Origin of the sequence: Arcobacter sp. AHV-9/2010 (assembly GCF_004116575.1) — a bacterium.
Classification (GTDB): domain Bacteria; phylum Campylobacterota; class Campylobacteria; order Campylobacterales; family Arcobacteraceae; genus Aliarcobacter; species Aliarcobacter skirrowii.
Genome location: NZ_PDKH01000003.1, coordinates 1 through 26,107, shown reverse-complemented (window position 1 = coordinate 26,107; position 26,107 = coordinate 1). Strand labels below are relative to the sequence as shown.

The window sequence follows — 26,107 nt, the reverse complement described above, 5'->3', positions numbered from 1 at the left end:
GCGGGGATTGAAAATCCCCTAAAAAGTAGCAAAAACCTAAAGGGCTTTGAGAACAAAGCCTTTTTTATTGTAAATTAATAAAATTTTCTAAAATTTTAAGTCCGTTATTGTGTGATTTCTCAGGATGTGGCTGAAATCCAAAAATATTATCTTTGTTTACAGCACTTACAAAATCATATCCATAGTTTGTTGTTGCTATTGTATATTTATCATCTGTAACGACATGATAAGAGTGTACAAAATATAAATATGGGTTTTGTAGATTTTTAAAAAGTGGATTGTTTTTATTTACTGTTTTATTCCAGCCCATATGTGGAATTTTTAAATCACTACTCATCTTTGATTTATCAAATTTCACAACTTTTCCTTCAATTAATCCTAAACCTTTTGTATATCCAAACTCTTCACTACTTTCAAACAAAAGTTGCATTCCAAGGCAAATTCCAAGAAGTGGTTTTTTACTATTTGCAAAATCCAAAATAGCATCTTTTAAGCCACTTTTTTCTAAATGTTGCATAGCATCTTTATATGCTCCAACTCCTGGTAGTATTATTTTGTCTAAATTTTTTAAATCATCTGCATTTTTTACAATTTTTAAATCTTTTGTAAATTTTGAACAAGCGTTATAAACACTTGCTAGATTTCCCATATTGTAGTCTATTATTCCTAGCATCTAAATCCTTTTAAAGCGTAGATTATATCTTTTATTAATTTAAAAATGAGCATAGAGTAAGAGCAAACAAAACATTTACACCCTCTTTTTTTAAAGCTTTTTTAGCCTCTAAAATAGTTGTTCCAGTTGTAAGTACATCATCAACTAAAATTACATCACAATTTTTTACTCCACTATAGATAAATTTTCTTGGATTTTTTTGTCTAAATTCTAGATTTTTTCCAGCATATTTGACTATATTTTTAGCTTTTAAAGTGTTAAAAACTGGTTTTATAAAAGTACTTTTTAAATGCTTTGCCAAAATAGCAGTTTGAGAGAAATCGTGTCTTGTGTGATCATCTATAGGAAGAGCTAAAATAGGGTGGGTGAACTCAAAATTTAAAGCAAATTTAGCAAAACTAAGTTTTGCTAAAATATTAAAAACTCTATCTCCATAGAAGTGATATTTGCTTTGGATTAAATCTTCTAAATCTTTGTAATCATAAAAAGAGTAGATAAAAAAATCTTTCTCTAGCTCTTTTTTATAAAAGTTTGGAGCTAGAAGTGTGGTTTGACAAGTTTTACAAATAATATAAAAAGATAGTTTATCACAAGAGGTGCATTTCATTTTCTACTCCTTTTGAATAATATGATAAGCTAACTATTTCATATACTGATTTAAAATATTTTTAGTTTCGTTGTACTCTTTTGTATTTTTTTTGAAATTTTCTATCAAAATATCATGAGCATTTTTAAGTTTATCTATACTTTCATTTGAATATTTTATGTAGTTCTCTTCATTGTTTATAAAAGAGTTTACTCTATCTTTAAAAAAACCTATCAAAGTATCAAAAATAAAATTTTGATACTCTAAAGACATTTTGTCATTGATATTTATATCACCTGTAAAAGTAAATTTACTTTGTTCTTCTTCTGGTTGATTTTGTTTTAAATTTTCTAGCTTAACTCCATACTCTTTTAATAATTCTTTAAAAGAAGATGAATTTTCACCGTTTGGAAACATATTAAACACCAAAAGAGATACAGAAACTAAATCTAAACTATCCAAAGTTTCCAAAAAAGCTTTTTTAAGTGGTGGATTATCTATTTGGTGAAAGCCGTGCTGTTTTTTATCATCATAATCCAAATTTGGAATATCAACAATTTTTTGTTTCCCATAATCAAGCAATCCAGCAGCTGCATAAGCTCTAGCTCTGAATATTGCATCATGTTCTGACTCTCCTTTTTCTACCCATTTGGCTACAAAGTCTTCAAAATCTTTTGCATCTTCATATACATTTCCATAAGTTGCATGAGTTTGTTGATAAGTCCACATATATTGCCTTGGGTCAGAAGTATTCCAATACTGTTGATTTCTAAAGTCATAATTAGACATCAAGAAAGTATTTTTATCTATCCCCTTTTTGATGTTTTCATATATAGTTCCTATATATACATATTCTTGCTCTTCTTTTTCATCATTTTGAATAAATTTATTTGGATTTTCTACTATATTATTTTTATCTATTTTAAAAACTTCTATTGGTAAAACACTATCTTCTTTTTTTGTTTTTTGATAGTTTGTATATATGTTTTGGTTATTTGATATTTCCATAGTTTACTCCTTTAAAAGATAATAAAATTATTTTTTGATATATCTAACATTAAATCCAGTTGCTCTATCACTGTATGAGGTACTATCTCCAGTACCTATATAGCTATCAGAAAAATAAAATGCTTTTGCTCCAGCTACTCCATATTGAATATAAGGTGTTACACTCCAAAGTTGTATAAAATTTCCTCTATAAAGAAGATTTCCATAAGAACTTGAACGATAACCACTATAAGGAAGTTTGAAAACATCTGCTAAGGCATTATATAAATTTGGTATTTCAGCTTCCCAATCACTAGCTGTTGGAACTCTAAATCCACTAGGACAAACAGCAGTACCAACTCCATAGGAATTTTTCCAATAATTTTCTCTAATACTACCACTTGTATCATCTTCAACCCAATCTAGCCCATTCATATTTGTTGAAAATTGGCTATTTGTGTTTGTTATACTTGTTTGAAAATTTGTTGTTACAATGCTTGTAGCTAATTGATGTCCATCAGTCTTTCTTCCCCATTGATAATAGTTTCCAAAACAACTCTCTTGAGAATTTATATAGTCTGTGGCATTATTAAATTCACTTCTTTTCTTATCGCATACTTTTGTAGCACCTAAATTTCTATCTAGCCAAATTTTATTTGTAGTAGGAGATTGTATAGTTTTATATGTAAGCCCTTGAAATATTATCTCTTCTTGAGCATTCGTAGTTACACTACAACTTCCACTTGCATTTAAAATAAATCCTTGCCCTTTGTTTAGTTGAGTTAAAAGTGGATAACCTGAAACAACAGCATTTATATTACGAACATAGTATTGTTCGCCATTTACAATATTATATGTAAAGGCATTTAGATTAATTCCTAAAAATAAGAATAAGCCTTGCAATAAAGATAAAAATCTTTTTTTCATTTTGTTTCCTTTGTGTAAAGTTTGCATAAATATTCTATCAAATAAAGATTATTTTTAGATAAATGCACTTATAATCAGAATATATGACAAATTTTAGGGGAAAATATGCAAATACAAAATAACCAAACTACATATTATTGCTATAATCAAAATTCAAATAGTGTAAATAAAAATAGTAGCTCAAACTCTTTTGATATAAATCTTGAAAATGAAGAAAATACAAAAAAACCTACTTCAAAAATGATAGAGTATTTAGAGAGAAAAGGTAAATTTTCATCTTTATCAGAAGAAGATGAAGCACTTTTTAAAAATATTTTAGAAGATGGAGTATTTTCTGCGAATGAGATGAAAAGATTAAGCTATGAGCAAATTCAAGTTTTTTCAGATATGGTAAATTTTGCTAAAAACTACAATGAAGACAATCCAATTTCAAAAGATGATTTCCCACCTTATTTGCTTTCTAGCATTGGTACTTATTTGTCATCTGAAAAAACAAATAATCATAGTTTTAATAAAGCACTATATGAAACAGTTAAAAATATTCAAAATGATAAAGATAGAATGGCATATTTAGATGCAATAAATAGTGCTTTAGGTTTCAATGATAATCAAGGCTATGGACAACTTCCTAAGCATATAATTGACAATATGATAAAAGAGTTAAATAAACTAGAAAAAGAGAAATATAAAGATTTTGAAAATCCAGAAAATCTTATAAAAGATTATAATAATTGGGAGATAAAGGATTATAAAAATTTTATTGATAATTTAAAGAATAGTTATAAAACTGCTTGTGTAAACTCTGCTTTATCTATTGAAACAAGAGCTATGTATCAAATGTTTTATCAAAATACACTTACTTTAGAAGAAAATTACAATCAAATACAAAAGGAGACAAAATATGCTTAATTTATTCAAAGAAAACAGAAGTTCTTTAACTTTTAAAATCGTTATTTTACTAGGTTTAGGGTTTATTTATCCTATATTAGCAAATTCTACAAAAGATAGTTTTGTAGAAGTTTTTTCAAATATATCTGAAAATAGCAACTATTACACAAAAATAGTAAGTAAAAAAGAGATAAAAGATAAAAAATCTACAATAAATTATGTAGTAATAACAGGAGATATATCTTCAAAAAATAATATTTTGGATAGATTTTCTATATCTTTAGATGAAAGATATATTACTAGCTTAAGTGATTTGAGTATAAAAATAGAGAATCTTAAAACAAAAAGAATATACAGTTGTGAAGCAACTTTTTTAGATAAAGTTTCTCCAGCTTACTCTTATCATATTCAAGTTGATATAAGCAATAAATCTGCTAATTGTTACTTGAAATCTAAAAATAAACTAAATAGTTCAACAAAACTTGACAGTAAAGGTTTAAATAAAATAGATGATAAAAGTATTAAGATTAAAGATAAATCACTAATAGATGAAAAAGAGTTAAAAAAATTTAAAAAGATAGAAAATCCAAATAAAGAGTAGTTTTTTAAACTACTCTTTTATATTTTTAAAACAGCCATAAAAGCTTCTTGTGGAACATTTACTTTTCCAATGGCTTTCATTCTTTTTTTACCCTCTTTTTGTTTCTCAAGAAGTTTTCTTTTTCTTGTAATATCCCCACCATAACACTTAGCAGTTACATTTTTCCCCATAGATTTTACAGTCTCTCTTGCAATTATTGTGCTTCCAATACTAGCTTGTACTGCAACTTCAAAAAGTTGTCTAGGGATTAACTCTTTTAGAGCTTTTACAAACTCTCTTCCTCTTGAAACAGCTTTATCTTCAGGAACTATAATAGATAGTGCATCAACTATATCTCCAGCAACTCTAACATCAAGTTTTTTCAAGTTTCCTGGTCTAAATCCAACTGGCTCATAATCAAAAGATGCATAACCTTTTGTTGTAGATTTTAACTTATCATAAAAATCCATTACAATCTCATTCATAGGTAAATCATACTCAAGAAGAACTCTTTTTCCTATGTAATCCATTTTTAATTGAATTCCTCTTTTATCATTTAAAAGTTTTATAACATTTCCCAAAAACTCATCAGGAACTAAAATTGTAGATTTTACATAGGGTTCAAAAATTGTCTCTATATAGTTTGGCTCAGGAAGTTCACTTGGATTTTGAATTATAATTTTTTCTCCATCTTTTTTTAAAACTTCATAAATAACAGTTGGTGCAGTTGCTATTAAATCTAAATCAAACTCTCGCTCTAACCTCTCTTTTATAACTTCCATATGAAGCATTCCTAAAAATCCTGTTCTAAATCCACTTCCAAGTGCCATAGAACTTTCAGGTTCAAAAGAGATTGAAGAGTCATTTAATTTTAGTTTGTTTAAAGCCTCTCTTAAATCCTCAAATTTATCAGTCTCAATTGGATAAAGCCCTGCAAATACAAATGGTTTTGCAGGTTCAAAACCATCAATAGCCTGTGCAGTTGGATTTTTTGCATCAGTCATTGTATCACCAACTGCAATTCCATCCAAAGTTTTAAGACCAAGTACAACAATACCTATTTCACCTGTTTTTATCTCTAAAGTATCTTCTCTTTTTAGTGGATGAGGATACATCAAACTTAAAACTTGGTGTTCAACTTTTGTATTCATCATTCTTAAAGTTTGACCTTTTTTAATACTTCCATCATAAACTCGCACTAGCGCCAAAGCTCCTAAATAGTTATCAAACCAAGAGTCATAGATTAAAGCTTTTGTAGGTGCATTCTCATCGCCATTTGGAGAAGGTACTCTTTTGATAATTGACTCTATTAAATCTTTAACTCCAAGACCTGTTTTTGCAGATATTAGGTTGTGTTCTGTACAATCAAGCCCAATAGCCTCTTCAACTTCAGCTAAAACTCTCATTGGATCAGCGCTTGGTAGATCTATTTTATTAACAACAGGAAGAAGTTCTAAGTCATTATCCATTGCAATATATACATTTGCTATTGTTTGAGCTTCAACACCTTGAGTTGAATCAACAATAAGTAAAGCACCTTCAGATGATGCTAAAGAACGGCTTACTTCATAAGAGAAATCGACATGTCCTGGAGTATCTATAAGATTTAGAATATATTTTTCACCATTTAAAGTGTAGTTTAATCTAACACTTTGAGCCTTTATTGTAATTCCTCTTTCCTTTTCTATATCCATATTGTCCATTACTTGAGAAGTCATCTCTCTGTCACTTATTCCTCCACACTCTTGAATAATTCTATCAGCAAGTGTTGATTTACCGTGGTCAATATGAGCTATGATACTAAAGTTTCTAATATTTTTTTGCAATTTTTTTCCTATAATTTTAAAAGATTATTTTCAAAGTGGCAAGATTATATCTAAAAAGTAGTAAGTTTTTGTTAAAGATAAAACTCTTCATTCGCATTTAAAAGGAACTTGGTTATTATCCAATACAAAATTTATCAAGGATTTTTATGATAACTAGAAAATTTGATATTAAAGGTATGACATGCTCTGCTTGTTCAAATGCAGTTGATAGAAGTGTTAAAAAACTTCAAGGTGTTATTGAGTTAAATGTCAATTTATTAAATAATAGTATGGTTGTAAAATATGAAGAGAGTTTATTGGATGATGAAAAAATTATAAAATCTGTTGAAAATGCTGGATATGAAGCAACTTTAAAAATAGATAATATTAAAAATAAAGAAAAAGATAAAAATATATCTTCAAATGAGATAGTAGAGTTAAAAAATAGATTAATAATCTCTTTAATTTTTGCAGTCCCACTATTTTATATCTCTATGGGACATATGTTAAATTGGTATTTCTTATCATTTTTTCACGGAACACAAAATGCTATAACATTCTCATTTACTCAATTTTTATTATCACTTCCAATAGTTTTAATAAACAAAAAATATTATAAAGTAGGGTTTAAAACACTATTTAAAGGCTCTCCAAATATGGACTCTTTAGTAGCAATTGGAACAGGTGCTGCAATTGTTTATGGAGTTTTCTCTATATATAAAATTGCTTATGCTTTAGGAGTAAATGATTTAGATATTGTAAAAGAGTACTCTATGAATCTTTATTTTGAGAGTGCTGCTGTTGTTTTAACTTTGATTACATTTGGAAAATATCTTGAAGCAAGAGCAAAATCAAATACATCTGAAGCAATTAAAAAATTAATAGATTTAAATGTAAAAAAAGCAACTATTTTAAAGGATGATAAAGAGGTAGAGGTTTTAGTTGAGAATTTAGCTCTTGAAGATATAGTTATTGTAAAACCTGGTCAAATTATCCCTACAGATGGAGTAATTATTTTTGGAAATACATCAGTTGATGAGTCTATGCTAACAGGTGAGAGCAAAGCTATCTCAAAAAAAGTTGGAGATAGTGTATTTGGAGCTAGTATAAACAGATATGGAGTTATAAAATTTAAGGTTACAAAAACAAAAGATGACACTTTTTTATCTCAAATTATAAAACTAGTAGAAGAGGCTAGTTCATCAAAAGCACCTATTTCAAAACTAGCTGATAAGATAAGTGGAGTATTTGTACCAACAGTTATTATAATCTCTATAATAACTTTTATATCATGGTACTCTTTGGGTTACTCATTTGAGTTTTCACTCTCTATTGCAATTTCTGTTTTAATTATCTCTTGTCCTTGTGCGCTAGGACTTGCAACTCCAACTGCAATTATGGTAGCAACTGGAAAAGGTGCTCAAAATGGAATTTTAATAAAAGATGCACAATCACTAGAACTAGCTTCTAAAATAGATACCATAGTTTTAGATAAAACAGGAACAATAACAAAAGCAAAACCAACAGTAACAAATATTTTTACAAATAAAAATATTAACAAAGATGATTTAATTCAAATTGCTTACACTATTGAAAAAAATTCAGAACATCCACTAGCAAAAGCTATTGTAGATTTTGCTAAGAGTAAAAAAATAGACTCTTTAAATTTTGTTGATTTTAAAGCAACAAATGGTTTGGGAGTTGAAGCAAAAATTGATAACAGTTTTTACTATATTGGAAATGAGAAGTTTATTTTAAGCAAAAATATTGAGTCTAAAGAGTTTTTCTCTATTAGTGAAAATTTGTCAAAAGATGGAAAAACTACTATCTTTGTAGCAAATAGTAGTGAAGTTTTAGGACTCATAGAGATTTTTGATGCTATTAAAGATACAAGTAAAGATGCTATAGATGAGTTTAAAAGAATGAATCTTGAAGTTATTATGCTTACAGGAGATAATCAAAAAACAGCCAAAAATGTTGCGAAAACTTTAGGAATTACAAATTTTATAGCTGAGGTTTTACCGCAAGATAAAGATAAAAAGATACAAGAGCTTCAAAGTTTAGGTAAAAAAGTTTTAATGGTAGGAGATGGAATAAATGATGCACCAGCTTTAACTAGAGCCGATGTATCAGTTGCTATTGGTGCTGGAAGTGATATTGCAATTGAATCTGCAAATATTATTTTAGTAAGAAGTGATTTATTAGATGTTGTAAAAGCTATACAGTTAAGTAGTGCAACAATTAAAAATATAAAACAAAATCTTTTTTGGGCATTTTTTTATAATATAATTGGTATTCCTTTAGCTGCAGGAGTTTTTTATACAACTTTAGGGTGGAAATTAACTCCTATGTATGCAGGTGCTGCTATGAGTTTAAGTAGTGTAATGGTAGTATTCAACGCTTTAAGATTAAAACTTTTTAAACCAAAAATATATAGTAATTTAAAATTAGATATAAAGGATGAATTTATGGAAATAGTATTAAAAGTAGATGGAATGACTTGTGGACACTGTAAAGCTAGAGTAGAAAAAGTTCTAAATGCAATTGAAGAGGTTAGTAGTGTTGAGGTTGATTTATCAAGTAAAAATGTAAAAATAACTCTAAGCAAAGATATAGATAGTAAAATTTTAGAAGATGCTATTGTTGATGCTGGATATGAGATTATAAAATAGATATTTTAGAGTCAATTGACTCTAAAATATTAACTATTAAAAATTGAGTTTACAGATTCGTTATTATGTATTCTTCTAATAGCCTCTCCAATAATTGTTGAAGCTGTTAAAACTGTAATTTTTTTAGAGTCTGCTTTTGTTGGAATTGTATCAGATATTACAAGCTCATCTAAAATTCCATTTTCAATATTTTCATAAGCTTTTCCACTTAAAACTCCATGAGTACAACATGCCATTACAGATGTTGCCCCTTTTTGTTTTAAAACTTCAGCAGCTTTTACAAGCGTTCCAGCAGTATCAACCATATCATCTACTAAAATAACATCTTTACCTGTTACATCTCCAATTATATTCATAACTTGAGACTCATTTGCTCTCTCTCTTTTTTTATCAACTATTACTAAATCATATCCTAACTTATCAGCATATTGTCTAGCTCTTGCAACCCCACCTATATCTGGACTTGCAATAATTGGGTTTTTTAAATTTTTACTTTTTATATAGTTTACAAACATAATTGAACCAAAAAGGTTATCAGCAGGAACATTGAAAAAACCTTGGATTTGAGCAGCGTGTAAATCTATTGTTACAACTCTATTAATTCCAGCTTTTTCTAGTAAATCAGCAACTAATTTTGCACTAATTGGAACTCTAGGAGCTGCTTTTCTATCTTGTCTTGCATAACCATAGTATGGTATTACAGCACTAATTGATTTTGCACTTGATCTTTTTAGGGCATCAATCATTATTAAAAGTTCCATTAAATTGTCATTTGCAGGAGAGCATGTTGGTTGAATAATAAAAACATCTTGTCCTCTTACACTTTGAGTAATTTGAACAGATATTTCACCATCACTAAATTTATTTAAAGTAGCATCAGAGACTTTCATTCCTAAATAGTCTGCCACTTTTTTTGCGAAAGCTGGATTTGCACTTCCACTAAAGAGCTTAAAAGTTGACATAAATTTTCCTTAATTCTTTTAAATTTAATCGCAAATCATAACAAAAAAGCGCTTTAATAATAATTGTGTAGTAAGCAATTATTAATAAAAATAATAATAAAGTTAGCACTTAAAAAATCATAAGGAGAAAATTTATGAAAAAAATAGCAATGTCTTTGGGGGTTGCAACACTTCTTACAACAACACTTAGTGCAAATAGTGTTTCAGATGCTATAACAAATGGACTTTTTGAGGGAAGTGCGGCTTTATACGCACAAACTCAACAAAATAAAGGTGCAATAAAAGATAACTCATTTGGAAATGCTCATTTAAAATTAAAATACAACACAGATAATTTTTATAATTTCAGTCTTGGGCTTGAGGGGAAAGGAAATTTAAAAATTGCTGAGAAATATAGCAAAGATTGGGAAAATGGTGCTCAACCAGCTCATGATGGATACAAAAACAATGGCTTATTAACTCAAGCATATTTAAAGTATGAGTTAGAGCAAGGATTTATTTTTAAAGCTGGAAGATATGAGAGTGAATTAGCTTGGCTTACTGATTATCAACAAGGTGCAATAGTAGAGATTGATGCGATACCAGCTGTTTTATTTACATTAGCGTACTCAGAAAAGACTGCAACATCTGATATTGATGAAAGTTCTCATTTTGATAGACCTTTAGAGGATTATACAAAAAAAGGAGTATTTGCAATAGAGATTAAAGATGAGGTTATTGAAGGTTTTGTATTTAATCCATACTTTTATCAAATTCCAGATGCTGTTAAATTTTATGGTTTAAAAGTAGCTTATGAGCATGAATTTGGTGGAGCAAATCTTGAGTATGCAAGAAGTAATCTTACAAGTAAGTATAGAAATTTCTCTGGTGATGATAATGGATATATTGCTCATGCAGAAGTTTTTGGAAAAGCTGATATTTTTAAATTAACTGGTGGAGCTATAGTTACAAGTGATAAAGGTGGAGCTGATATTATGACAACATATGGTGACACTATTTCTCCATTTAAAGATGGAAATCAAAACTACTCAAAAGATGCAAGAACTATTTATGCCTCTATTAATGCAAATATTGAAGAGAGATTTGATTTTACAGCACTATATGGATACACAAGATATGATTCTGAGGTATCTGGAATGGACGAAAGAGAGTTAAATTTAATTTTTGAATATAACTTTAGTGAAGAGTTGGCTTTAGGACTTGCTTATGTAAAAGTAAAAGCAGATTCACAAAATAGCGAATATAATGGTTATGATAAATATTTAGCAAGTATTGAGTATAAATTTTAGATAAAAGTGGTTTAACACTTTTATCTATTTTACTACTTGATGAAGCTTTGAGCACTGTCCAAGGTATGTATCCATTCCACACATATCATTCATAATATCTTGAAAACTGTGTGCGTGTGCGTTATAAACATATACAAATATCTCATCACCTTTTTTCAAAAAGTTCTTTTTACCAAAATCTGTATAAGCTGTAGCACCTGCTGCTATTACAATACCTTTTGCATCTTTTGCAGCAAATTTCATAAACTGTGTAAGCTCTTCAAGTGGTCCACAATCCTCTTGAGTATTTAAAATATCAATCATCCAATTTTTTAATTTCTCAAAAAAGTAACTATATGATTTTACTGAACTAGTTGTTCCATAATCATATACAATTCCATCTCTTTTTATAAAAGAAGAGATGTGATATTTGCTTAAAATTCCTTTTTCTGTGAAGTTATCAATAGGAATTATATCTTGAGATATCCCTTTAGTCTTCTCTCCCCAATTTTTTTTAGTGCTAAGTTTGCTTCCATCTTGAAATCTTAATGAGCAATCATTAAAAGCACTAAAATATTTAGGAACAATATCAACGACCTTTTCATTTTCATATACAAAATCACAAATAAGGGCAACTTCAGCCTCAACTTGCAGTTTATCATCTTCTCTTCCATGAGTTAAGACAACTTCATCGCAAATAGGATAAGTTCCTAAAAAACTATCATGACCTTTTATATAAAAAGGAAACATCCCTTTTGGAGCATCTTTTTCTGTTGTTTTTATAACAGAAAACTCATCAGCTTCTCCAGCTTCACCCAAGTGGTTTGCAAAGTTTCCAGCAACTGCAAAACCTAAGTAATCTTTTAAATCTTCTAATAAATCCATAATTATAAAATCCTAAAATATTTTGAAGTGCAATAGTATCGAAAAAAAGTGTTTTAAAAGTCAAAAACGAAATATAATTTGTTAATTTAAGTAAAATTTAAGATAAAAATTTACAAAGAGCTCTTAGTAATTTAAGGCTCTTTGTATAACAGAAACTATTTATTAATAGTTCTCCATTTAGCAGGTCCTGTTGTATGAATAGAGTTACCTTCTGTATCAACTGCAACAGTTACAGGCATATCTTTTACCTCAAACTCATAAATAGCTTCCATTCCAAGCTCTTCAAATGCTAAAGTTTTTGCACCTTTGATTGATTGAGCAATTAAATAAGCAGCTCCTCCAGTTGCGATTAGATAGATAGATTTGTACTCTTTTATTAAATCGATTGTTGGTTGTTTTCTCTCACCTTTTCCAATCATTCCCATAATTCCAATTTCCATCATATCTTTTGTAAATTTATCCATTCTTGTAGATGTTGTTGGTCCTGCAGGTCCTACAACTTCATCTCTTACTGGATCAACTGGTCCAACATAATAGATGAATCTATTCTTTAAATCAACACCATTTGGAAGAGGAATTCCTGCATTTTTGTACTCAACTATTTTTTTATGAGCAGCATCTCGTGCTGTTAAAATTTTTCCAGATAGTAGTAGAGTATCTCCAGATTTAAATTGAGATAAGTTCTCTTTTGTTAAATCTTCAATATTTACTCTTTTAATAGTATCCATTGGAAGTTTTACATCTGGCCAAAGATCTAAAGAGGGTTTTTCAAATTTAGCAGGACCATTTCCATCTAATTCAAAGTGAATGTGTCTTGTTGCTGCACAGTTAGGAATCATAGCAACAGGTAGTGATGCAGCGTGACATGGATAATCTAAAATTTTAACATCTAAAACAGTTGTTAATCCACCAAGACCTTGAGCTCCAATTCCTAGTTTATTGATATCTTCATAAAGTTTAAGTCTTAACTCTTCAAGTGGAGTTTGAGCTCCTCGCTGCTTTAATTCATGAATATCAACATGACCCATTAAAGACTCTTTTGCTAACAACATTGCTTTTTCAGGATTTCCACCAATTCCAATTCCTAAAATACCAGGAGGACACCATCCAGCTCCCATATCTTTTACATTTGCCATAACCCAATCATAAATACTATCACTTGGATTTAAAACAGCAAATTTAGATTTATTTTCACTTCCTCCACCTTTTGCTGCAACTGTTATATCAAGTTTATCAGAGTTATCAACGCTTACATGAATTACAGCTGGAGTATTGTTTTTTGTATTTGTTCTTTTTCCAGCTGGATCACTTACAACTGAAAATCTTAAAGTATTATCGGGGTCTGTATAACCTTTTGCAACACCTTCATTTAATAAATCTTCTAAATTTTTTGTAATATCTAAATTGGCTTTTAAACCAACTTTCACAAAAATATTAACACTTCCTGTATCTTGACATAGAGGTCTGTGTCCCATCGCACACATTTTTGAGTTGATTAGAATTTGACCAATTGCATTTTTTGCAGAGTCACTTTGCTCTTTTTCATAAGCTTCAACCATACCTTTTACAAAATCTTCTGGATGGTAAAAAGATATAAATTGACATGCCGATGCAACTGAATCTATAATATCTTGTTCTGTTATTTTTTTGCTCATAAATTTTCCTTTTTATTTTAGAAATTTGATAATTATATCAATGCAGTTTATAAACTTCCCTTTTTTAAAAGATTTTTTTTAAAAAAAAGAGAAAAGTGTATAATTTTGGAATTAAAAAAAGCTACCCTTAAAAAAGAGTAGCTTTTTATATCATTTCAAATTAAGCAAAAAATCTTTTTTCTGCTTCTTCCATTAATTTAACACCAGAGAATTTAGCTCTTTGAACTAACTCCCAGAAGTATCTATAAGTTGCTCTATCGTGTAACTCACCATCATATTGAATTGGTCCCCACTCAGCATCTTGAGCTTTAATTAAAATATTTTGTGCAGCTTCAAGCTCTGTAAAATCAGGTTTCATTGCATCAACAATAGCTTGAACTTGTGTTGGGTAAATTGACCACATTCTCATAAATCCAAACTCATTTCTAGCTCTTTCTGCATCTTTGTATGTTTGGTATGGATTTTTTAAATCTAAAGTAACATTATGACAAGGAATTACGCAGTTTTGAATAGCAGCTTGTGCAACTCTTGCTTTTGCAGCTCCAATTAATCTGTGATCAAATTGACCTGGACTTCTCATATTAATTGCTGGAATTGCTCCTTGATATCCACTTACAAAATCCATTAGACCAAAATCTAAAACTTGTAACCATGGTAAAGTTGCAATTTTTTCAACATCTTGTAAAGCTCCATGAGTCTCAATTAGAATATGAATTGGAATCTCTCTTTTAATTCCAGCTTTTTTTGCAACAGCTTGAATATACTCAATTTGAGTCTTTGCATCTTCATAACAAGTTGATTTTGGTAAAGTAATATATGCTAATTTTTCACCAGCACCAGGTACTAAAATATCAACATCTTGTCTCCAATCTGGATGTGAATGGTCATGAATTCTTGTTCCTGCCATACCATAAGGGTTTGCATCAGAGTTTACAACTCTAACAATCATTTGAGCGTGTTCAACTTCTTTTCCAGTCTCTGCACCATCTTCACAATCGCAAGTAATATCAAAAACAGGTCCAAGTTTTTTTTGCATTTCAAAACCTTTTAGGATTAGCTTTTCGCTTCCTGCAAAGTGTTCACAAGTTGGAATAATTGGTAAAGATTTACCAGATTCAAATAAAGCTTCTTTTGGGTGTGTCATATTTTTTCCTTTTTATTAAATTTGATTTTTTATTTTTTTGTTGATTTTTTAGGGATTACAACTGTGTAATCTAAATCTAAAACTACATTTGGAAGATATTTTCCATCTTCACCTTTTGCATTTTCAATCTCTTTTGGATTTTGGTTTTTAAGAGCAATTGTTCTTAATCTTAAAAGTCCAATATCATCTCTTTTATGATCAATTTTTTCCAAAATTTCTGTGTAAGCATAGATTGTATCTGTTGCATATGTTGGATTACAGTGGCTTCCACTATTTATTGCATATACCCATTGGGCATTTTGTAGCCCATTAAATGAGATTGCTCTTGCCATTGAGATAACAATTCCACCATACATAAGTCTTTGACCCATTGGTGTACTTTTCATCATATGGTCGTTGAAATGTACTTTTGCATTGTTTTGATATAACTTTGTTGCAAGAGTATGGTCACTATTATCAATAGTTATTCCTTCAGGATGATTAAGTCTTTCACCAACTTCATAATCTTCAAAGAAATACTCTCCACCAGTTGCGTTGACATCAACACATTTAATTGTTGGAATATTAATAGTCTCTAAAATTGGAGTTGCACTAGCGAAAGTTGGAACTTCATTTATTTCACTTTTTGTATTATGGTCTTTTTTATGAACCATTACCCATCTTTTGAAGTTTAGAACTTCATTTCCATCTTGATTTACTCCAATAGAGTGAACATAAACAACTCCACTTTTTCCATTTGAGTTCTCTTTTAATCCAATTACAGTTGAAGTCATACTAACTGTATCTTTAATGTAAACTGGATTTGGAAAAGATATCTCAGCATAACCTAAATTTGCAATTGCATTTAAAGATATATCTTGAACAGATTTTCCAAATGTCAAATGAAACATTAAAATATCATCGATAGGTCTTTTTGAATAACCCATCTCTTGTGCTACTACATCAGAAGAGTGTAGTGCAAATCTAGAACCTGTAAAAGCGATGTATAAAGATACATCACCTTCACTTATAGTTCTAGGTAGTGGATGAATGATTTTTTGACCAATGCTAAAATCTTCAAAATAGTTACCAAAGTTTATTTTGTTACTAATTTTTGACAAATTTATCTCCTTATTTTCCAAATAGATTTTGACCTAAAGCTTTATAAGTCTCATAAAGTTTAATCATTTTTCTAGCCCAAGTTATTTTTGAAGAGTCAACTAATCTATTGTTATGTAAGATTACCTCTTTACCTTGTTTATTTGCCTCTTCATACTTTTTAATCATCTCTTCATAATCTGCAACTTCACTTTGTTTTGGAGTGAAGATGTCGTTAATATACTCAATTTGAACTGGATGTACAAGTGATTTTCCATCAAATCCAAGATTAAATGCATCTTTTGTTGAATCTTCACAAGCAAACTCATCCATAACATCAAAGTGTGGACCATCTATTACTATTTTTCCATAAGCTTTTGCTGCAAGTGCAATTTGAGCTAAATATGTAACAATAGCTTTTGAACCTCTTTTTATATCTATTTGAAGTCTATTTGCTAGTTTATTTGAACCAACTACAACAACTTCAACTCTAGGACTTGCTGCACAAATTTCATGAATATTTAGCACTGCAAGTGGAGTTTCAATCATAATCATAAGAGTTAAATTTGGATTCACCTCTTCTATTAACTTAACAGCCTCTAAAACATCCTCTTTTGTATCAATTTTTGAAAATAGTATTGCATCAAGTTCAATCTCTTTTGCTAAAGCTAAATCTTTTTTTAAATCTTCACTTCCAAGATTGTTTACTCTAATAACTCTCTCACTATCTCCAAATTTAGGACCTTGTTCTTTATAAACCTCTTTTACAACAGATCTTCCAGTTTCTCTTTGTTCAGATAAAATAGCTTCAAAATCAAAAATAACAGAATCTGCTAAAACAGTTTTTGCTTTTTCAACATTGTGTTTATTGTATGAAGGCACTAGTAGCATAGATCTTCTAGCTTTATACTCAACTATCTCTTCACCTTTTGTTATTGCGAAATATTGTTCGTGTAGATCTTTTACTAATTGTTTTCTTAAAACCTTTCCATTTTTTGTTCTTGGATAATCAGACAATATAAAAATCTCTTTAGGAGCTTTATATTTTGCAAGATTATTTTGAGCAAATTTTAAAATCTCTTTCTCTTTCTCTTTACTTATAGTTGAGTGTCCAACAACAGCAATAGCAACAAGAGTTTTATCTTTTTCAATATCAAGACCAAAAGCAACACAATCAGCAACATCAGCGTGAGTTTTTACAACTCTTTCAATCTCATGTGGACTTACTCTAAATCCAAAAGTGTTTATAATATCATCTTTTCTTCCAATAAACCAGATATATCCATCTTTGTCTTTTCTTGCATAATCTCCTGTAAAGAAGTAACCATCGTGTCTTGATTTTAATGTCTCTTCTTCAAGTTGCCAATACTCTAAAAACAGACCTGGATCATCTTCGCCAATACAAATCATTCCCTCTTCTTCAACTCCAACTTCTTCTAAAGTTTCAGGATTTAGAAGTTTTACAATATGTCCTGGTTGTGGGAATCCTGCACTTCCTGGTCTTATTGGATTATATTTAGAGTGTGAAATATAATATGAACACTCACTCATACCAATTGCTTCATAAATATCTTGTTTAAATCTCTCTCTCCAAAGTCCAAGCATCTCATCACTTAAATGCTCTCCAGCACTCATACAGTATCTTAAGCTTGGACAATCATCAAGTTTAAAATCTGTTTTTTGAATAATTTGTCTATAAATTGTTGGAACACCAATAAAAATTGTACAGTTGTGTTTTTTGATTAGATTAATCCATGTTGATGCATCATTTGCGCCCTCATAAGCAATAACTGTATGACCATTATAAAGTGGATCCATAAGTGCAGAACCTAAAACATATGTCCAGTTGAATTTTCCAGAGTGCATGATTCTATCATTTTCTTTAAAATCAAACCAATAATCAGTTGCTGGTTTTCTTCCAACAAGTGATCTGTGAGAGTGAAGTACCCCTTTTGGATAACCAGTTGTTCCAGATGTATAAACTAAATATGCAGGTTCTCCTGATCTTGAGTTATAGTGATTTGCTGTTTTATCACACTCTTGAAAAATTTTACTTAATGCATAAACATTTATATCTTTTGGTTTTTTGAAATCATCAACACTATCAACTCCAGCAACAACTATTGTTTTTAAGTTGTCAAGATTTTCTAAATAAGGTACTAGATTTTCATACATAGAAGCTGATAAAACTATAGCTTTTGCTTGAGAATCTTCAGCTAAGTATTTAACCTCACTACCACTTAACAAAGTTGAAGTTGGAACTGCAATCATTCCACCTTTCATAACACCAAAGAAAGATATTGGATATGCTAAAGAGTTTTTAAGACAAACTAAAACTCTATCTCTTGGTTTTAATCCAATATTTTGTGTAAAGAAGTTTGCTACTTGATCCGATTTTACACTTAAATCTTTATAAGTAACTTCATCAGTTCCAAGTTTATCATCTTCAATTATCATTGCAACATTATTCTCTTTTGCACTTCCCAACCAAGCTGAAGTACACGCAACACCAATATTTAAAAATTCAGGTATATCTATTTTAACTGTTTGACTCATTTTAATCTCCTTGAATTACAGTTGACCGTATGGCCAGTTTTCTTTAAATGTATTTAAAGGCATTCTATTTAACACAGAAAGTGCAAATAGTTTATCCTCTTTTGAAAGGCTATTTAGTGCATAAGCTCTTAAAATATTTTGTAAAGATTTACCAAACATTGGAGGATCTAGCATCTCACCTTCATATCTAATAGCACCACTTAAAAGTGCATCTGCTTCAATAGCAGCTTTTAAAATAGAGACATCTTTTGCAATCTCATTTGGACTTGGAGTAAATGCAACTTTACATATATTTATATGGTTTGGAGTAATAACTTGTTTACCAGTTAATCCCATAGAGCTCTCTCTTAAAGCATGTGAATAAACATATTTACTAGCTTCATCACCATGTAAATCTAGCCATCTTCTAATATCTTTTTTCTCAACACAGTTGCTTGGTAGTGAGTGAGGAGTTAACAATACTTCAACTCCACCAATTACACCTTTACCTTTTATTCTAGCTTCTAAAGTTAGCATATCAAAATATGTTTCAAGCTCATCAATCCAACCTTTTGGAGTGATTTTATATGCCATAGCTTTTGAAAAATCGTGAATTCCAAATACTATATGTTTTACAGTTGAGTACTCCATTAATCTATCAGCAATTCTTAAAGATTTTGGGTGCTCAACAATTGGTTGAATTGTAAGATTGCTTCCAATAGAGATTAGCCAAGAAGATAAATCTCTAATTTCAGCACTTCCATAAACTTCTCCAGCTTTTGCCAATACAATCACATCAACATATTGATGAATTTGTTTAAGCATTTTTAAATCCTCTTCATACTCTTCAGTTCTAAATGGATTTATTCTAATAGCTATTTGAAATTCTCTTTGTGGAAATTTTGGTAACTCTTGAATTAAAAGCTCTCTACTCATAGCTTTTTGTCTACAACCATCCTCTAAGTCAAATAAAACTGTATGAGCTCTTGTATTGTAAGCGTGTTTTTGAAGTCTAAGCTTAGCTTGTTCCATACTCTCATAAGAACCATCTAGTGGATTATATTTTATTGGTGGATAGTAGATTTGAATCCCTGGCCAATAACCTCCAAGAACTGGAGTCAAATCATCTTTTGCTGTTAATTTAGATAAATCTATTGCAGAAGTCATCATGTGTTCAACCTTTCTTTGAAATTTCTTTTTTATTTTTATGAATGAAATTTTATTATACATAAAAATCAATAGTGAAGTTATACACAATTTAAAATGAAATCAATTTATATCTTTTAAAATACGAAATATTTTTAAGCTTATTATAATAATTGAGGTTTTATGAAAATAATAAACTCTTTGGTAGAATGTTTGGAAATATTAAAATGCACAAGAGAGATTAAAAAAATGTTTTTAAATAAAGATATTGAAATTATGGAAACTAAGATTGTAATTTATGAAGATGCAAATGGTGAGATAAAGCTAGATGTTTCACTTGAAAATGATACCTTGTGGCTTAATCAAAAACAGTTAGAAGTTCTTTTTGATAGGGATAAATCAGTTATTTCAAGACATATAAAAAATATTTTTAAAGAAGAAGAACTTGATAAAAATTTAACTGTTGCAAAAAATGCAACAGTTCAAAAAGAGGGAGGTAGAGAGGTTACAAGAGAGATAGATTATTATAACCTTGATATGATTATCTCTTTGGGTTATCGTGTAAACTCAAAAAGAGCTACAAGTTTTAGAGTTTGGGCAACAAAAATTTTAAAAGATTATATTATAAATGGATATTCTATAAATAATAAAAGATTGCAACAAAAAGGATTAAAAGAGTTAAATGAAACAATATCTTTATTAAAAGATACTATTTCAAATGCACAAATAGAGCTAAATGAGGCAAAAGGTTTACTTGATGTGATACTAAACTACTCAAGAACTTGGACACTTTTACAAGGATATGATGAAGACTCTTTAAAAATAGATTTTATTCCACAAAAAGCAAAGTTTATACTAGATAGCGATGAAGCAAAAAATTATATAGCACAACTAAAAGATGAATTAATCAAAAAAGGTGAAGCAACAGAGCTTTTTGGTAGAGAAAAAGCAGGAGAGTTTGAAGGAATTTTAAGAAATATTTATCAAACTTTTGGTGGGGTTGATTTACTAGAAAGTGTTGAAGAAAAGGCTGCTAATTTGCTTTATTATATTATAAAAGGACACCCTTTTAATGATGGAAATAAAAGAATAGGTGCTTTTATGTTTATTCTCTTTTTGAGTAAAAATAATATGTTATATAAATCAAATGGAGAACTTAAAATAAACGATAATGCCTTGGTTGCATTGTCACTTATGACTGCAAAAAGTGATCCAAAACAAAAAGATACTATTATAAACTTAATAGTGAATATTTTGCAATAAGGACAGAATAGTGGAAGATATAGATTAATGAGGGATATTTAAGATATTTTCGAGCTTTGGAGAAAAACAAAAGAACTATAAAATTATAGTTCTTTTAACACACCTTCAGATTAGATAGTGAACTTAAAATTTTGATAGGATTTCTCCTATCAAAATTATTTTGACACTGAATATTTAACGGTCTCAAAATAACTTAATCTAAGATATATTTTTTAATTTCATTTGCCCATAAAATATGTGCTTTAGGATTTAAATGTATTCCATCATCTGTATATATGATTTCTAAATAGTTGTTAGGAGCCAATACAGAATTTAAATCAATAAAAGTTAATTCCTTATGTTTAGCTAATTTTTTCAGTTTATTATTCAATTTAAATACTTCTTCATTTGCATACTTAGATTTTAAATAGTTTTTTTCTACATATAAAACTGATTGAATATAAACTTTTATACCCTTTTTTTCTAAATTATCTATAATTTTCAAATAATTTTCATAAATTTCATCAGTTGTTTCGTAACTATATATATATCATTTATTCCTATCATAACAAATGCTTTTTTAATAGATTTATTAACAGTGTACAATCTATCTAAAACTCCTTTTGAAATATCTCCACTAATTCCTCGATTTTGTACTTCACAATTTTGTAATAATTCATTCCAATTTGATACACCATCTGTGATTGAATCACCTATCATAACAATAGAAAATTTTTCACTATCTTTTAGCTCATTAAATTGTGAAACTTTACTTAAATAATAAGGGCTATAATTTATAAGATTTGTATTCTCTTTAAAATAATTTCTTATTTTAACTATTTCACTAAATGGAAATAATTTATATTGAACAGTAACTGCTCCAAAAAAATAAAAAACTCCCCCAATAAATATAAGTATAAAAGCTTTTTTTAACATAGATGTTAAAACTTTAAGAAATTGGAGAAAAAATAAACCAAATTTATATAAAATAATTATTCAAGGATTTGCTATTGAAGAAGCAATAAAAAAAGCTGAGGAGAATGCAACTGAGCTTAAAAAGGTATTTGAAGAACTAAATGATAAAAAATAATAGCAAATCTATCTGCAAATAAATTAAGATATAGAGCTTTAAACTCTATATTTTATAAATCTTGCAAAAACTTCAACTCTTTAAAATAGTCTTCTAAAAATGGTTTTGAGACTTTATCAAAACTATCTATATCTAAATACAAATTTATAAAAAAATCAAAATCTATATCTCTATTTTTTAAAGCTTCAATTGAAAGTAGGGTGTCATTTATAGATCCTAATTTTGATGGAGTTATTAAAAAAGCTTTTGTATTAAACTCTTTTATTAAATCAATCATAAAAAAATCTTTTTCTATAGGAACCATCAAACCACCAGCTCCTTCAATTATCAAAACATCACAAAATTTTTGCAAATACTCTTTTGTCTTTTTTAAAAGCTCTATATCTATTTTTGAGTTCTCTTTTGCAACATAAGGTGATGAGGGAAGAGTAAATTGATATGGTACACAATCATTTATAGATATATGTTCAAAATCTTTGTTTAGTTTTTTTGCTAAATTTAACATTTTATTTCCATCAAGTGGAGCACTATTTTGTACACCTGTTTCAATAGGTTTAAAGTAACCAACTCTTAAATTAGCATTTGCAAAAAAGTTTAAAAACTTTTCACACGCATAAGTTTTACCAACATCTGTGTTAGTTGCAGTTATAAAAATAGCTTTGTTTATATAATCTTTTGGATCAATTTTCATAATAATCTCTTTTTTGTTATAATTTGTATCTTTTGAAAAAAAGATTTTAACATAGTAAAAATAATAAGGGTTTAATGTGAGTAATGAGATTGAAATAGAGTTAAATGAAGATTTAGAAGTAGAAGAGCCAAAGAAGTACAATGTTTTTTTATTAAATGATGACTATTCAACAATGGATTTTGTAATTGATGTTTTAGTAAAAGTATTTAGAAAAACAAATAGTGAGGCTGAAACTATAATGTTAAATATTCACAACAATGGGAAAGGACTTTGTGGAGTTTATAGTTTTGAAATAGCTACTACAAAAGTAGCTCAGGTAAAAACTATGGCAAGAGAGAAGGGCTTTCCTCTAAAAGCTATTATGGAAGAAGAGTAAAATGATAAGTAAAGAGTTAAGAGAGATTTTTGCAAAATCTATAAACTATGCAAAAATAAATAGACATGAGTACCTAACTTTAGAGCATATTTTTTTAATGTTAATAAATAGTCAAACAATAAAAGATTTATTTGAAGATTTAAATGTAGATAGTATAAAACTATTTGAAGATTTAAAAAAATTTATAGATGAGACAACACCAAAGTTACCTGAAAATATTATTGATGAACCAATTGAGACTTTGGCTTTGTCTTCAACTATTGAATATATGGTTGCTCATACTCAAAGTAGTGGAAAAGTAAAAGCAAATGTTGAAGATATGTTTGTGGCAATTTTAAAAGATGAAAATGCTTATGCTACATATTTATTAAAAAAACTTGGAATTCAAAGAGTTGATATTCTTGAAGAGATTTCTCATAAAGATGATACAGGTGTTGAAAATAGAGATGAACAAAATGATAAAGTGCTTGATCAAAACTCAAGTGAACTTGTAGCAATTGCTAAAAAAAATCAAATTGATCCAGTAATTGGAAGAGATAAAGAGTTACAAAGAGTAATTGAGATTTTAGGAAGAAGAAAGAAAAACAATCCACTTTTAGTGGGAGAACCAGGAGTTGGAAAAACAGCAATTGCAGAAGGCTTAGCTTTAAAAATTGCTTCAGGTGAAGTTCCACCATTTTTAGAAGATGCAAAAGTTTTTTCACTAGATATGGGTTCAATGTTAGCTGGAACAAAATATAGAGGAGATTTTGAAAAAAAACTAAAATCTCTTCTAAAAGAGATAAGCAAAATACCAAATGCAATTTTATTTATAGATGAGATTCATACAATTGTTGGTGCTGGAAGTGTTGGTGGGAGTGCCATGGATGCTTCAAATATTTTAAAACCACTTTTAGCAAATGGAAAATTAAGATGTATAGGAGCAACTACATTTGCAGAGTATAGAAATGATTTTGCAAAAGATAAGGCTTTGATTAGAAGATTTGCAAAAGTTGATATAAACGAACCTAGTATTGAAGACTCAATTACAATTATAGAAGGTTTGAAATCTAAATATGAAGAGTTTCATAAAGTAAAATATTCAAAAAGTGCAATTATAAGTGCAGTTGAACTTAGTAAAAAATATATTCAAGATAGATTTTTACCAGATTGTGCAATAGATGTAATAGATGAAGTAGGTGCTAGCAAAAAGATTGAACTATCAAAAACATTAAAAACAAAAAGTGATTTAAATATAACAATAACTTCAAAAGATGTTGAAGATGTAGTTTCAAAAATGGCTCATATTCCTTCAAGAAGTGCAACAAAATCAGATTTGACACTATTAAAGAATCTAGAAAAAAATATGCAAAAAAGAGTTTTTGGACAAGATAAAGCAATAGTATCAATAGTTCAAGCAATAAAAAGAAATAAAGCAGGATTAGGAGTTGATAAAAAACCAATTGGAAGTTTTTTATTTACAGGACCAACAGGAGTTGGGAAAACAGAAGTAGCACGCGAATTATCGCTTCAAATGGGAATTCATTTTGAAAGATTTGATATGAGTGAATATATGGAAGCTCATGCCGTATCAAGACTTATTGGAGCTCCTGCTGGATATGTTGGATTTGAACAAGGTGGACTTTTAACTGAAAGCATAAGAAAACATCCGCATACGGTTTTACTACTTGATGAGATAGAAAAAGCTCATCCAGATTTAATGTCAATTTTGCTTCAAGTTATGGATAATGCCGAACTAACAGATAATAGTGGAAATAAAGCTGATTTTCAAAATGTTATATTAATAATGACTTCAAATCTAGGAGTTGCTGAAGCAAATGTTATGGGATTTGCGAAAAATGAAAAACTAAATGAAGGAAAAGCTATAAACAAATTTTTTGCACCAGAGTTTAGAAATAGACTTGATGCAGTTGTAAGTTTTGATAGCCTAAGTTTAGATATTGTCTCAAAAGTTGTTGGTAAGTTTATTGAAGATTTAGAAAAACAGTTAGATAGTAAAAAAATAAAAATAGAGATTAGTAAAAAAGCAAAAGATGAGTTGGCAAATTTGGGTTATGATAAAGCTATGGGTGCAAGACCTCTAAATAGAGTAATATCAGATAAAATAAAAAATCCATTGACAGATGAGATTTTATTTGGGAAGTTAAAAAAAGGTGGAGTTGTAAAGATAGATTATAAAGATGATTTTATTTTTACCTATATAAATTAAAAAAGGAGTTTAGTATGAGACTGTTTATTTTAACTTTTGTGTCAATGTTTTTATTTGTAGCTTGTTCAAGTGAAGATAAAAAAGATGTTAAAGAAGTAGTAGTAAAAGAAGAGGTTGTTGCTCAAGAGGAGTTTGTTGATGAAAATATAGAAGAAACAATATCTGAAGATGTAATTGTAGTAGTAAAAGATGGTAAAACTTTATATAAATCTTGTAGTTCGTGTCATGGTCAAAAAGGTGATGCAAAAGCATTAGGTGTATCTAAACTAATTAATGATTATTCAAAAGAAGAGTTATTAACTATCTTTAAAGGGTATAAAGATGGAACATATGGTGGAGAGTTTAAAACAATAATGAAAGCTCATATAGATGCAAGAAGTGAACAAGAGTTAGAACTTTTAGCTGATTATATATCAACAATAAAAGAAGTTCAATAAAAAAACAAGAAAAAATGTCCTATAAATGGGCATTTTTCAACAAAATAGAAAGAATTTCCAAATTTAAGCAAAATTTAAGCGCAAACCTCTTGACAAAGTAAAATTTTCCTATTATAATTCCCGTCCAATTTGACCAGTACGGTTTAAAATTAAGATCTTTAAAAGTATGATTAGACGGTTTAAGAAGAATGTAATCTTTATAAACTGAATATGAGAAATGTTAAAAAAATATTATGAAGAAACAAGTATAAGTAAAATTATAACTTGTCTAT

23 protein-coding genes are annotated in these 26,107 nt (G+C 28.9%); 8 read left to right on the top strand and 15 right to left on the bottom strand.

The genetic code is table 11. From position 1 onward, the window contains the following. Positions 1 to 64: 64 nt before the first annotated feature. Genes hisH through CRU94_RS05690 form a run of 4 tightly spaced genes read right to left on the bottom strand, consistent with a single transcriptional unit; the run spans position 65 to position 3,173 of the window. Positions 65 to 673, bottom strand: coding sequence for an imidazole glycerol phosphate synthase subunit HisH (gene hisH / locus CRU94_RS05705; protein WP_129105842.1), 609 nt, complete (start codon positions 671 to 673; stop codon positions 65 to 67). A gap of 34 nt (positions 674 to 707) precedes the next feature. After that, the gene (locus CRU94_RS05700) at positions 708 to 1,280 is read right to left on the bottom strand and encodes a ComF family protein (protein ID WP_129105841.1); all 573 of its coding nucleotides are present in this window, start codon (positions 1,278 to 1,280) and stop codon (positions 708 to 710) included. A 33-nt stretch (positions 1,281 to 1,313) separates the two neighbouring features. Continuing rightward, positions 1,314 to 2,267 carry a hypothetical protein gene (locus tag CRU94_RS05695; RefSeq protein ID WP_129105840.1) on the bottom strand — a complete coding sequence of 318 codons (954 nt, stop codon included), beginning with the start codon at positions 2,265 to 2,267 and terminating at the stop codon, positions 1,314 to 1,316. Positions 2,268 to 2,294: 27 nt separating this feature from the next. Beyond that, positions 2,295 to 3,173 carry an FISUMP domain-containing protein gene (locus CRU94_RS05690; RefSeq protein ID WP_164966575.1) on the bottom strand — a complete coding sequence of 293 codons (879 nt, stop codon included), beginning with the start codon at positions 3,171 to 3,173 and terminating at the stop codon, positions 2,295 to 2,297. 105 nt (positions 3,174 to 3,278) lie between these two features. On the opposite strand from CRU94_RS05690, the gene CRU94_RS05685 reads away from it, so the two are divergent. Both CRU94_RS05685 and CRU94_RS05680 read left to right on the top strand, forming a co-directional pair. Continuing rightward, entirely contained in the window at positions 3,279 to 4,082 is an 804-nt protein-coding gene (locus tag CRU94_RS05685; RefSeq protein ID WP_129105838.1) for a hypothetical protein, read from the top strand. Further along, positions 4,075 to 4,662 (top strand): hypothetical protein, encoded by a 588-nt coding sequence (locus CRU94_RS05680; RefSeq protein ID WP_129105837.1) that lies wholly within the window; start codon positions 4,075 to 4,077, stop codon positions 4,660 to 4,662. The genes CRU94_RS05685 and CRU94_RS05680 overlap by 8 nt, the downstream gene beginning before the upstream one ends. 17 nt (positions 4,663 to 4,679) lie before the next feature. On the opposite strand, the gene lepA is transcribed toward CRU94_RS05680, so the two are convergent. Continuing rightward, complete coding sequence (gene lepA / locus CRU94_RS05675; RefSeq protein WP_129105836.1) at positions 4,680 to 6,467, bottom strand: translation elongation factor 4; 1,788 nt, start codon at positions 6,465 to 6,467, stop codon at positions 4,680 to 4,682. A gap of 146 nt (positions 6,468 to 6,613) precedes the next feature. Between lepA and CRU94_RS05670 the strand changes: the two genes are divergently transcribed. Beyond that, positions 6,614 to 9,118, top strand: a complete 2,505-nt coding sequence (locus CRU94_RS05670) for a heavy metal translocating P-type ATPase (protein WP_129105835.1) — start codon at positions 6,614 to 6,616, stop codon at positions 9,116 to 9,118. Positions 9,119 to 9,147: 29 nt separating this feature from the next. Here CRU94_RS05670 and CRU94_RS05665 read toward each other — a convergent pair whose 3' ends face one another. Further along, positions 9,148 to 10,080 carry a ribose-phosphate pyrophosphokinase gene (locus CRU94_RS05665; RefSeq protein ID WP_066159034.1) on the bottom strand — a complete coding sequence of 311 codons (933 nt, stop codon included), beginning with the start codon at positions 10,078 to 10,080 and terminating at the stop codon, positions 9,148 to 9,150. Between the two features lie 134 nt (positions 10,081 to 10,214). On the opposite strand from CRU94_RS05665, the gene CRU94_RS05660 reads away from it, so the two are divergent. Beyond that, positions 10,215 to 11,369, top strand: coding sequence for an Opr family porin (locus tag CRU94_RS05660; RefSeq protein WP_129105834.1), 1,155 nt, complete (start codon positions 10,215 to 10,217; stop codon positions 11,367 to 11,369). Positions 11,370 to 11,393: 24 nt separating this feature from the next. Here the strand turns inward: CRU94_RS05660 and CRU94_RS05655 are convergent, their stop codons facing one another. The 6 genes from CRU94_RS05655 to CRU94_RS05630 all read right to left on the bottom strand — a co-directional run bounded on the left by CRU94_RS05655 (position 11,394) and on the right by CRU94_RS05630 (position 19,814). Beyond that, a complete protein-coding gene (locus tag CRU94_RS05655) occupies positions 11,394 to 12,233 on the bottom strand; it encodes a DUF5718 family protein (RefSeq protein WP_129105833.1) in 840 nt (279 codons plus the stop codon). 155 nt (positions 12,234 to 12,388) lie between these two features. Next, entirely contained in the window at positions 12,389 to 13,888 is a 1,500-nt protein-coding gene (locus CRU94_RS05650) for a fumarate hydratase (RefSeq protein WP_129105832.1), read from the bottom strand. A gap of 160 nt (positions 13,889 to 14,048) precedes the next feature. Beyond that, positions 14,049 to 15,032 carry an HpcH/HpaI aldolase/citrate lyase family protein gene (locus CRU94_RS05645; protein ID WP_129105831.1) on the bottom strand — a complete coding sequence of 328 codons (984 nt, stop codon included), beginning with the start codon at positions 15,030 to 15,032 and terminating at the stop codon, positions 14,049 to 14,051. Between the two features lie 29 nt (positions 15,033 to 15,061). Next, positions 15,062 to 16,132 (bottom strand): MaoC family dehydratase, encoded by a 1,071-nt coding sequence (locus CRU94_RS05640; protein WP_258237412.1) that lies wholly within the window; start codon positions 16,130 to 16,132, stop codon positions 15,062 to 15,064. Between the two features lie 10 nt (positions 16,133 to 16,142). Further along, entirely contained in the window at positions 16,143 to 18,665 is a 2,523-nt protein-coding gene (locus CRU94_RS05635; RefSeq protein WP_129105830.1) for an aldolase/citrate lyase family protein, read from the bottom strand. Positions 18,666 to 18,680: 15 nt separating this feature from the next. Next, positions 18,681 to 19,814: an HpcH/HpaI aldolase/citrate lyase family protein gene (locus tag CRU94_RS05630; RefSeq protein ID WP_258237411.1), complete on the bottom strand. Its 1,134-nt coding sequence runs from the start codon at positions 19,812 to 19,814 to the stop codon at positions 18,681 to 18,683. A gap of 159 nt (positions 19,815 to 19,973) precedes the next feature. On the opposite strand from CRU94_RS05630, the gene rhuM reads away from it, so the two are divergent. Then, complete coding sequence (gene rhuM, locus CRU94_RS05625) at positions 19,974 to 21,053, top strand: virulence protein RhuM/Fic/DOC family protein (protein WP_258237410.1); 1,080 nt, start codon at positions 19,974 to 19,976, stop codon at positions 21,051 to 21,053. A 193-nt stretch (positions 21,054 to 21,246) separates the two neighbouring features. Here rhuM and CRU94_RS05620 read toward each other — a convergent pair whose 3' ends face one another. From CRU94_RS05620 to bioD, 3 genes are all read right to left on the bottom strand, one after another. After that, positions 21,247 to 21,537, bottom strand: a complete 291-nt coding sequence (locus tag CRU94_RS05620) for a GDSL-type esterase/lipase family protein (protein WP_164966574.1) — start codon at positions 21,535 to 21,537, stop codon at positions 21,247 to 21,249. Beyond that, on the bottom strand, positions 21,534 to 21,968 hold the full coding sequence (locus CRU94_RS05615; protein WP_129105828.1) for a hypothetical protein: 435 nt from the start codon (positions 21,966 to 21,968) through the stop codon (positions 21,534 to 21,536). Before CRU94_RS05615 ends, CRU94_RS05620 begins: the two co-directional genes overlap by 4 nt. 206 nt (positions 21,969 to 22,174) lie before the next feature. After that, positions 22,175 to 22,813 (bottom strand): dethiobiotin synthase, encoded by a 639-nt coding sequence (gene bioD / locus CRU94_RS05605; protein ID WP_129105827.1) that lies wholly within the window; start codon positions 22,811 to 22,813, stop codon positions 22,175 to 22,177. A gap of 76 nt (positions 22,814 to 22,889) precedes the next feature. Here bioD and CRU94_RS05600 point away from each other — a divergent pair, with 76 nt between their 5' ends. The 3 genes from CRU94_RS05600 to CRU94_RS05590 are packed head-to-tail and all read left to right on the top strand — an operon-like array spanning position 22,890 to position 25,835. Beyond that, entirely contained in the window at positions 22,890 to 23,189 is a 300-nt protein-coding gene (locus CRU94_RS05600; protein WP_129105826.1) for an ATP-dependent Clp protease adaptor ClpS, read from the top strand. A gap of 1 nt (position 23,190) precedes the next feature. Next, the gene (gene clpA, locus CRU94_RS05595; protein ID WP_129105825.1) at positions 23,191 to 25,398 is read left to right on the top strand and encodes an ATP-dependent Clp protease ATP-binding subunit ClpA; all 2,208 of its coding nucleotides are present in this window, start codon (positions 23,191 to 23,193) and stop codon (positions 25,396 to 25,398) included. A gap of 14 nt (positions 25,399 to 25,412) precedes the next feature. After that, on the top strand, positions 25,413 to 25,835 hold the full coding sequence (locus CRU94_RS05590) for a c-type cytochrome (RefSeq protein ID WP_129105824.1): 423 nt from the start codon (positions 25,413 to 25,415) through the stop codon (positions 25,833 to 25,835). Positions 25,836 to 26,107 lie beyond the last annotated feature (272 nt).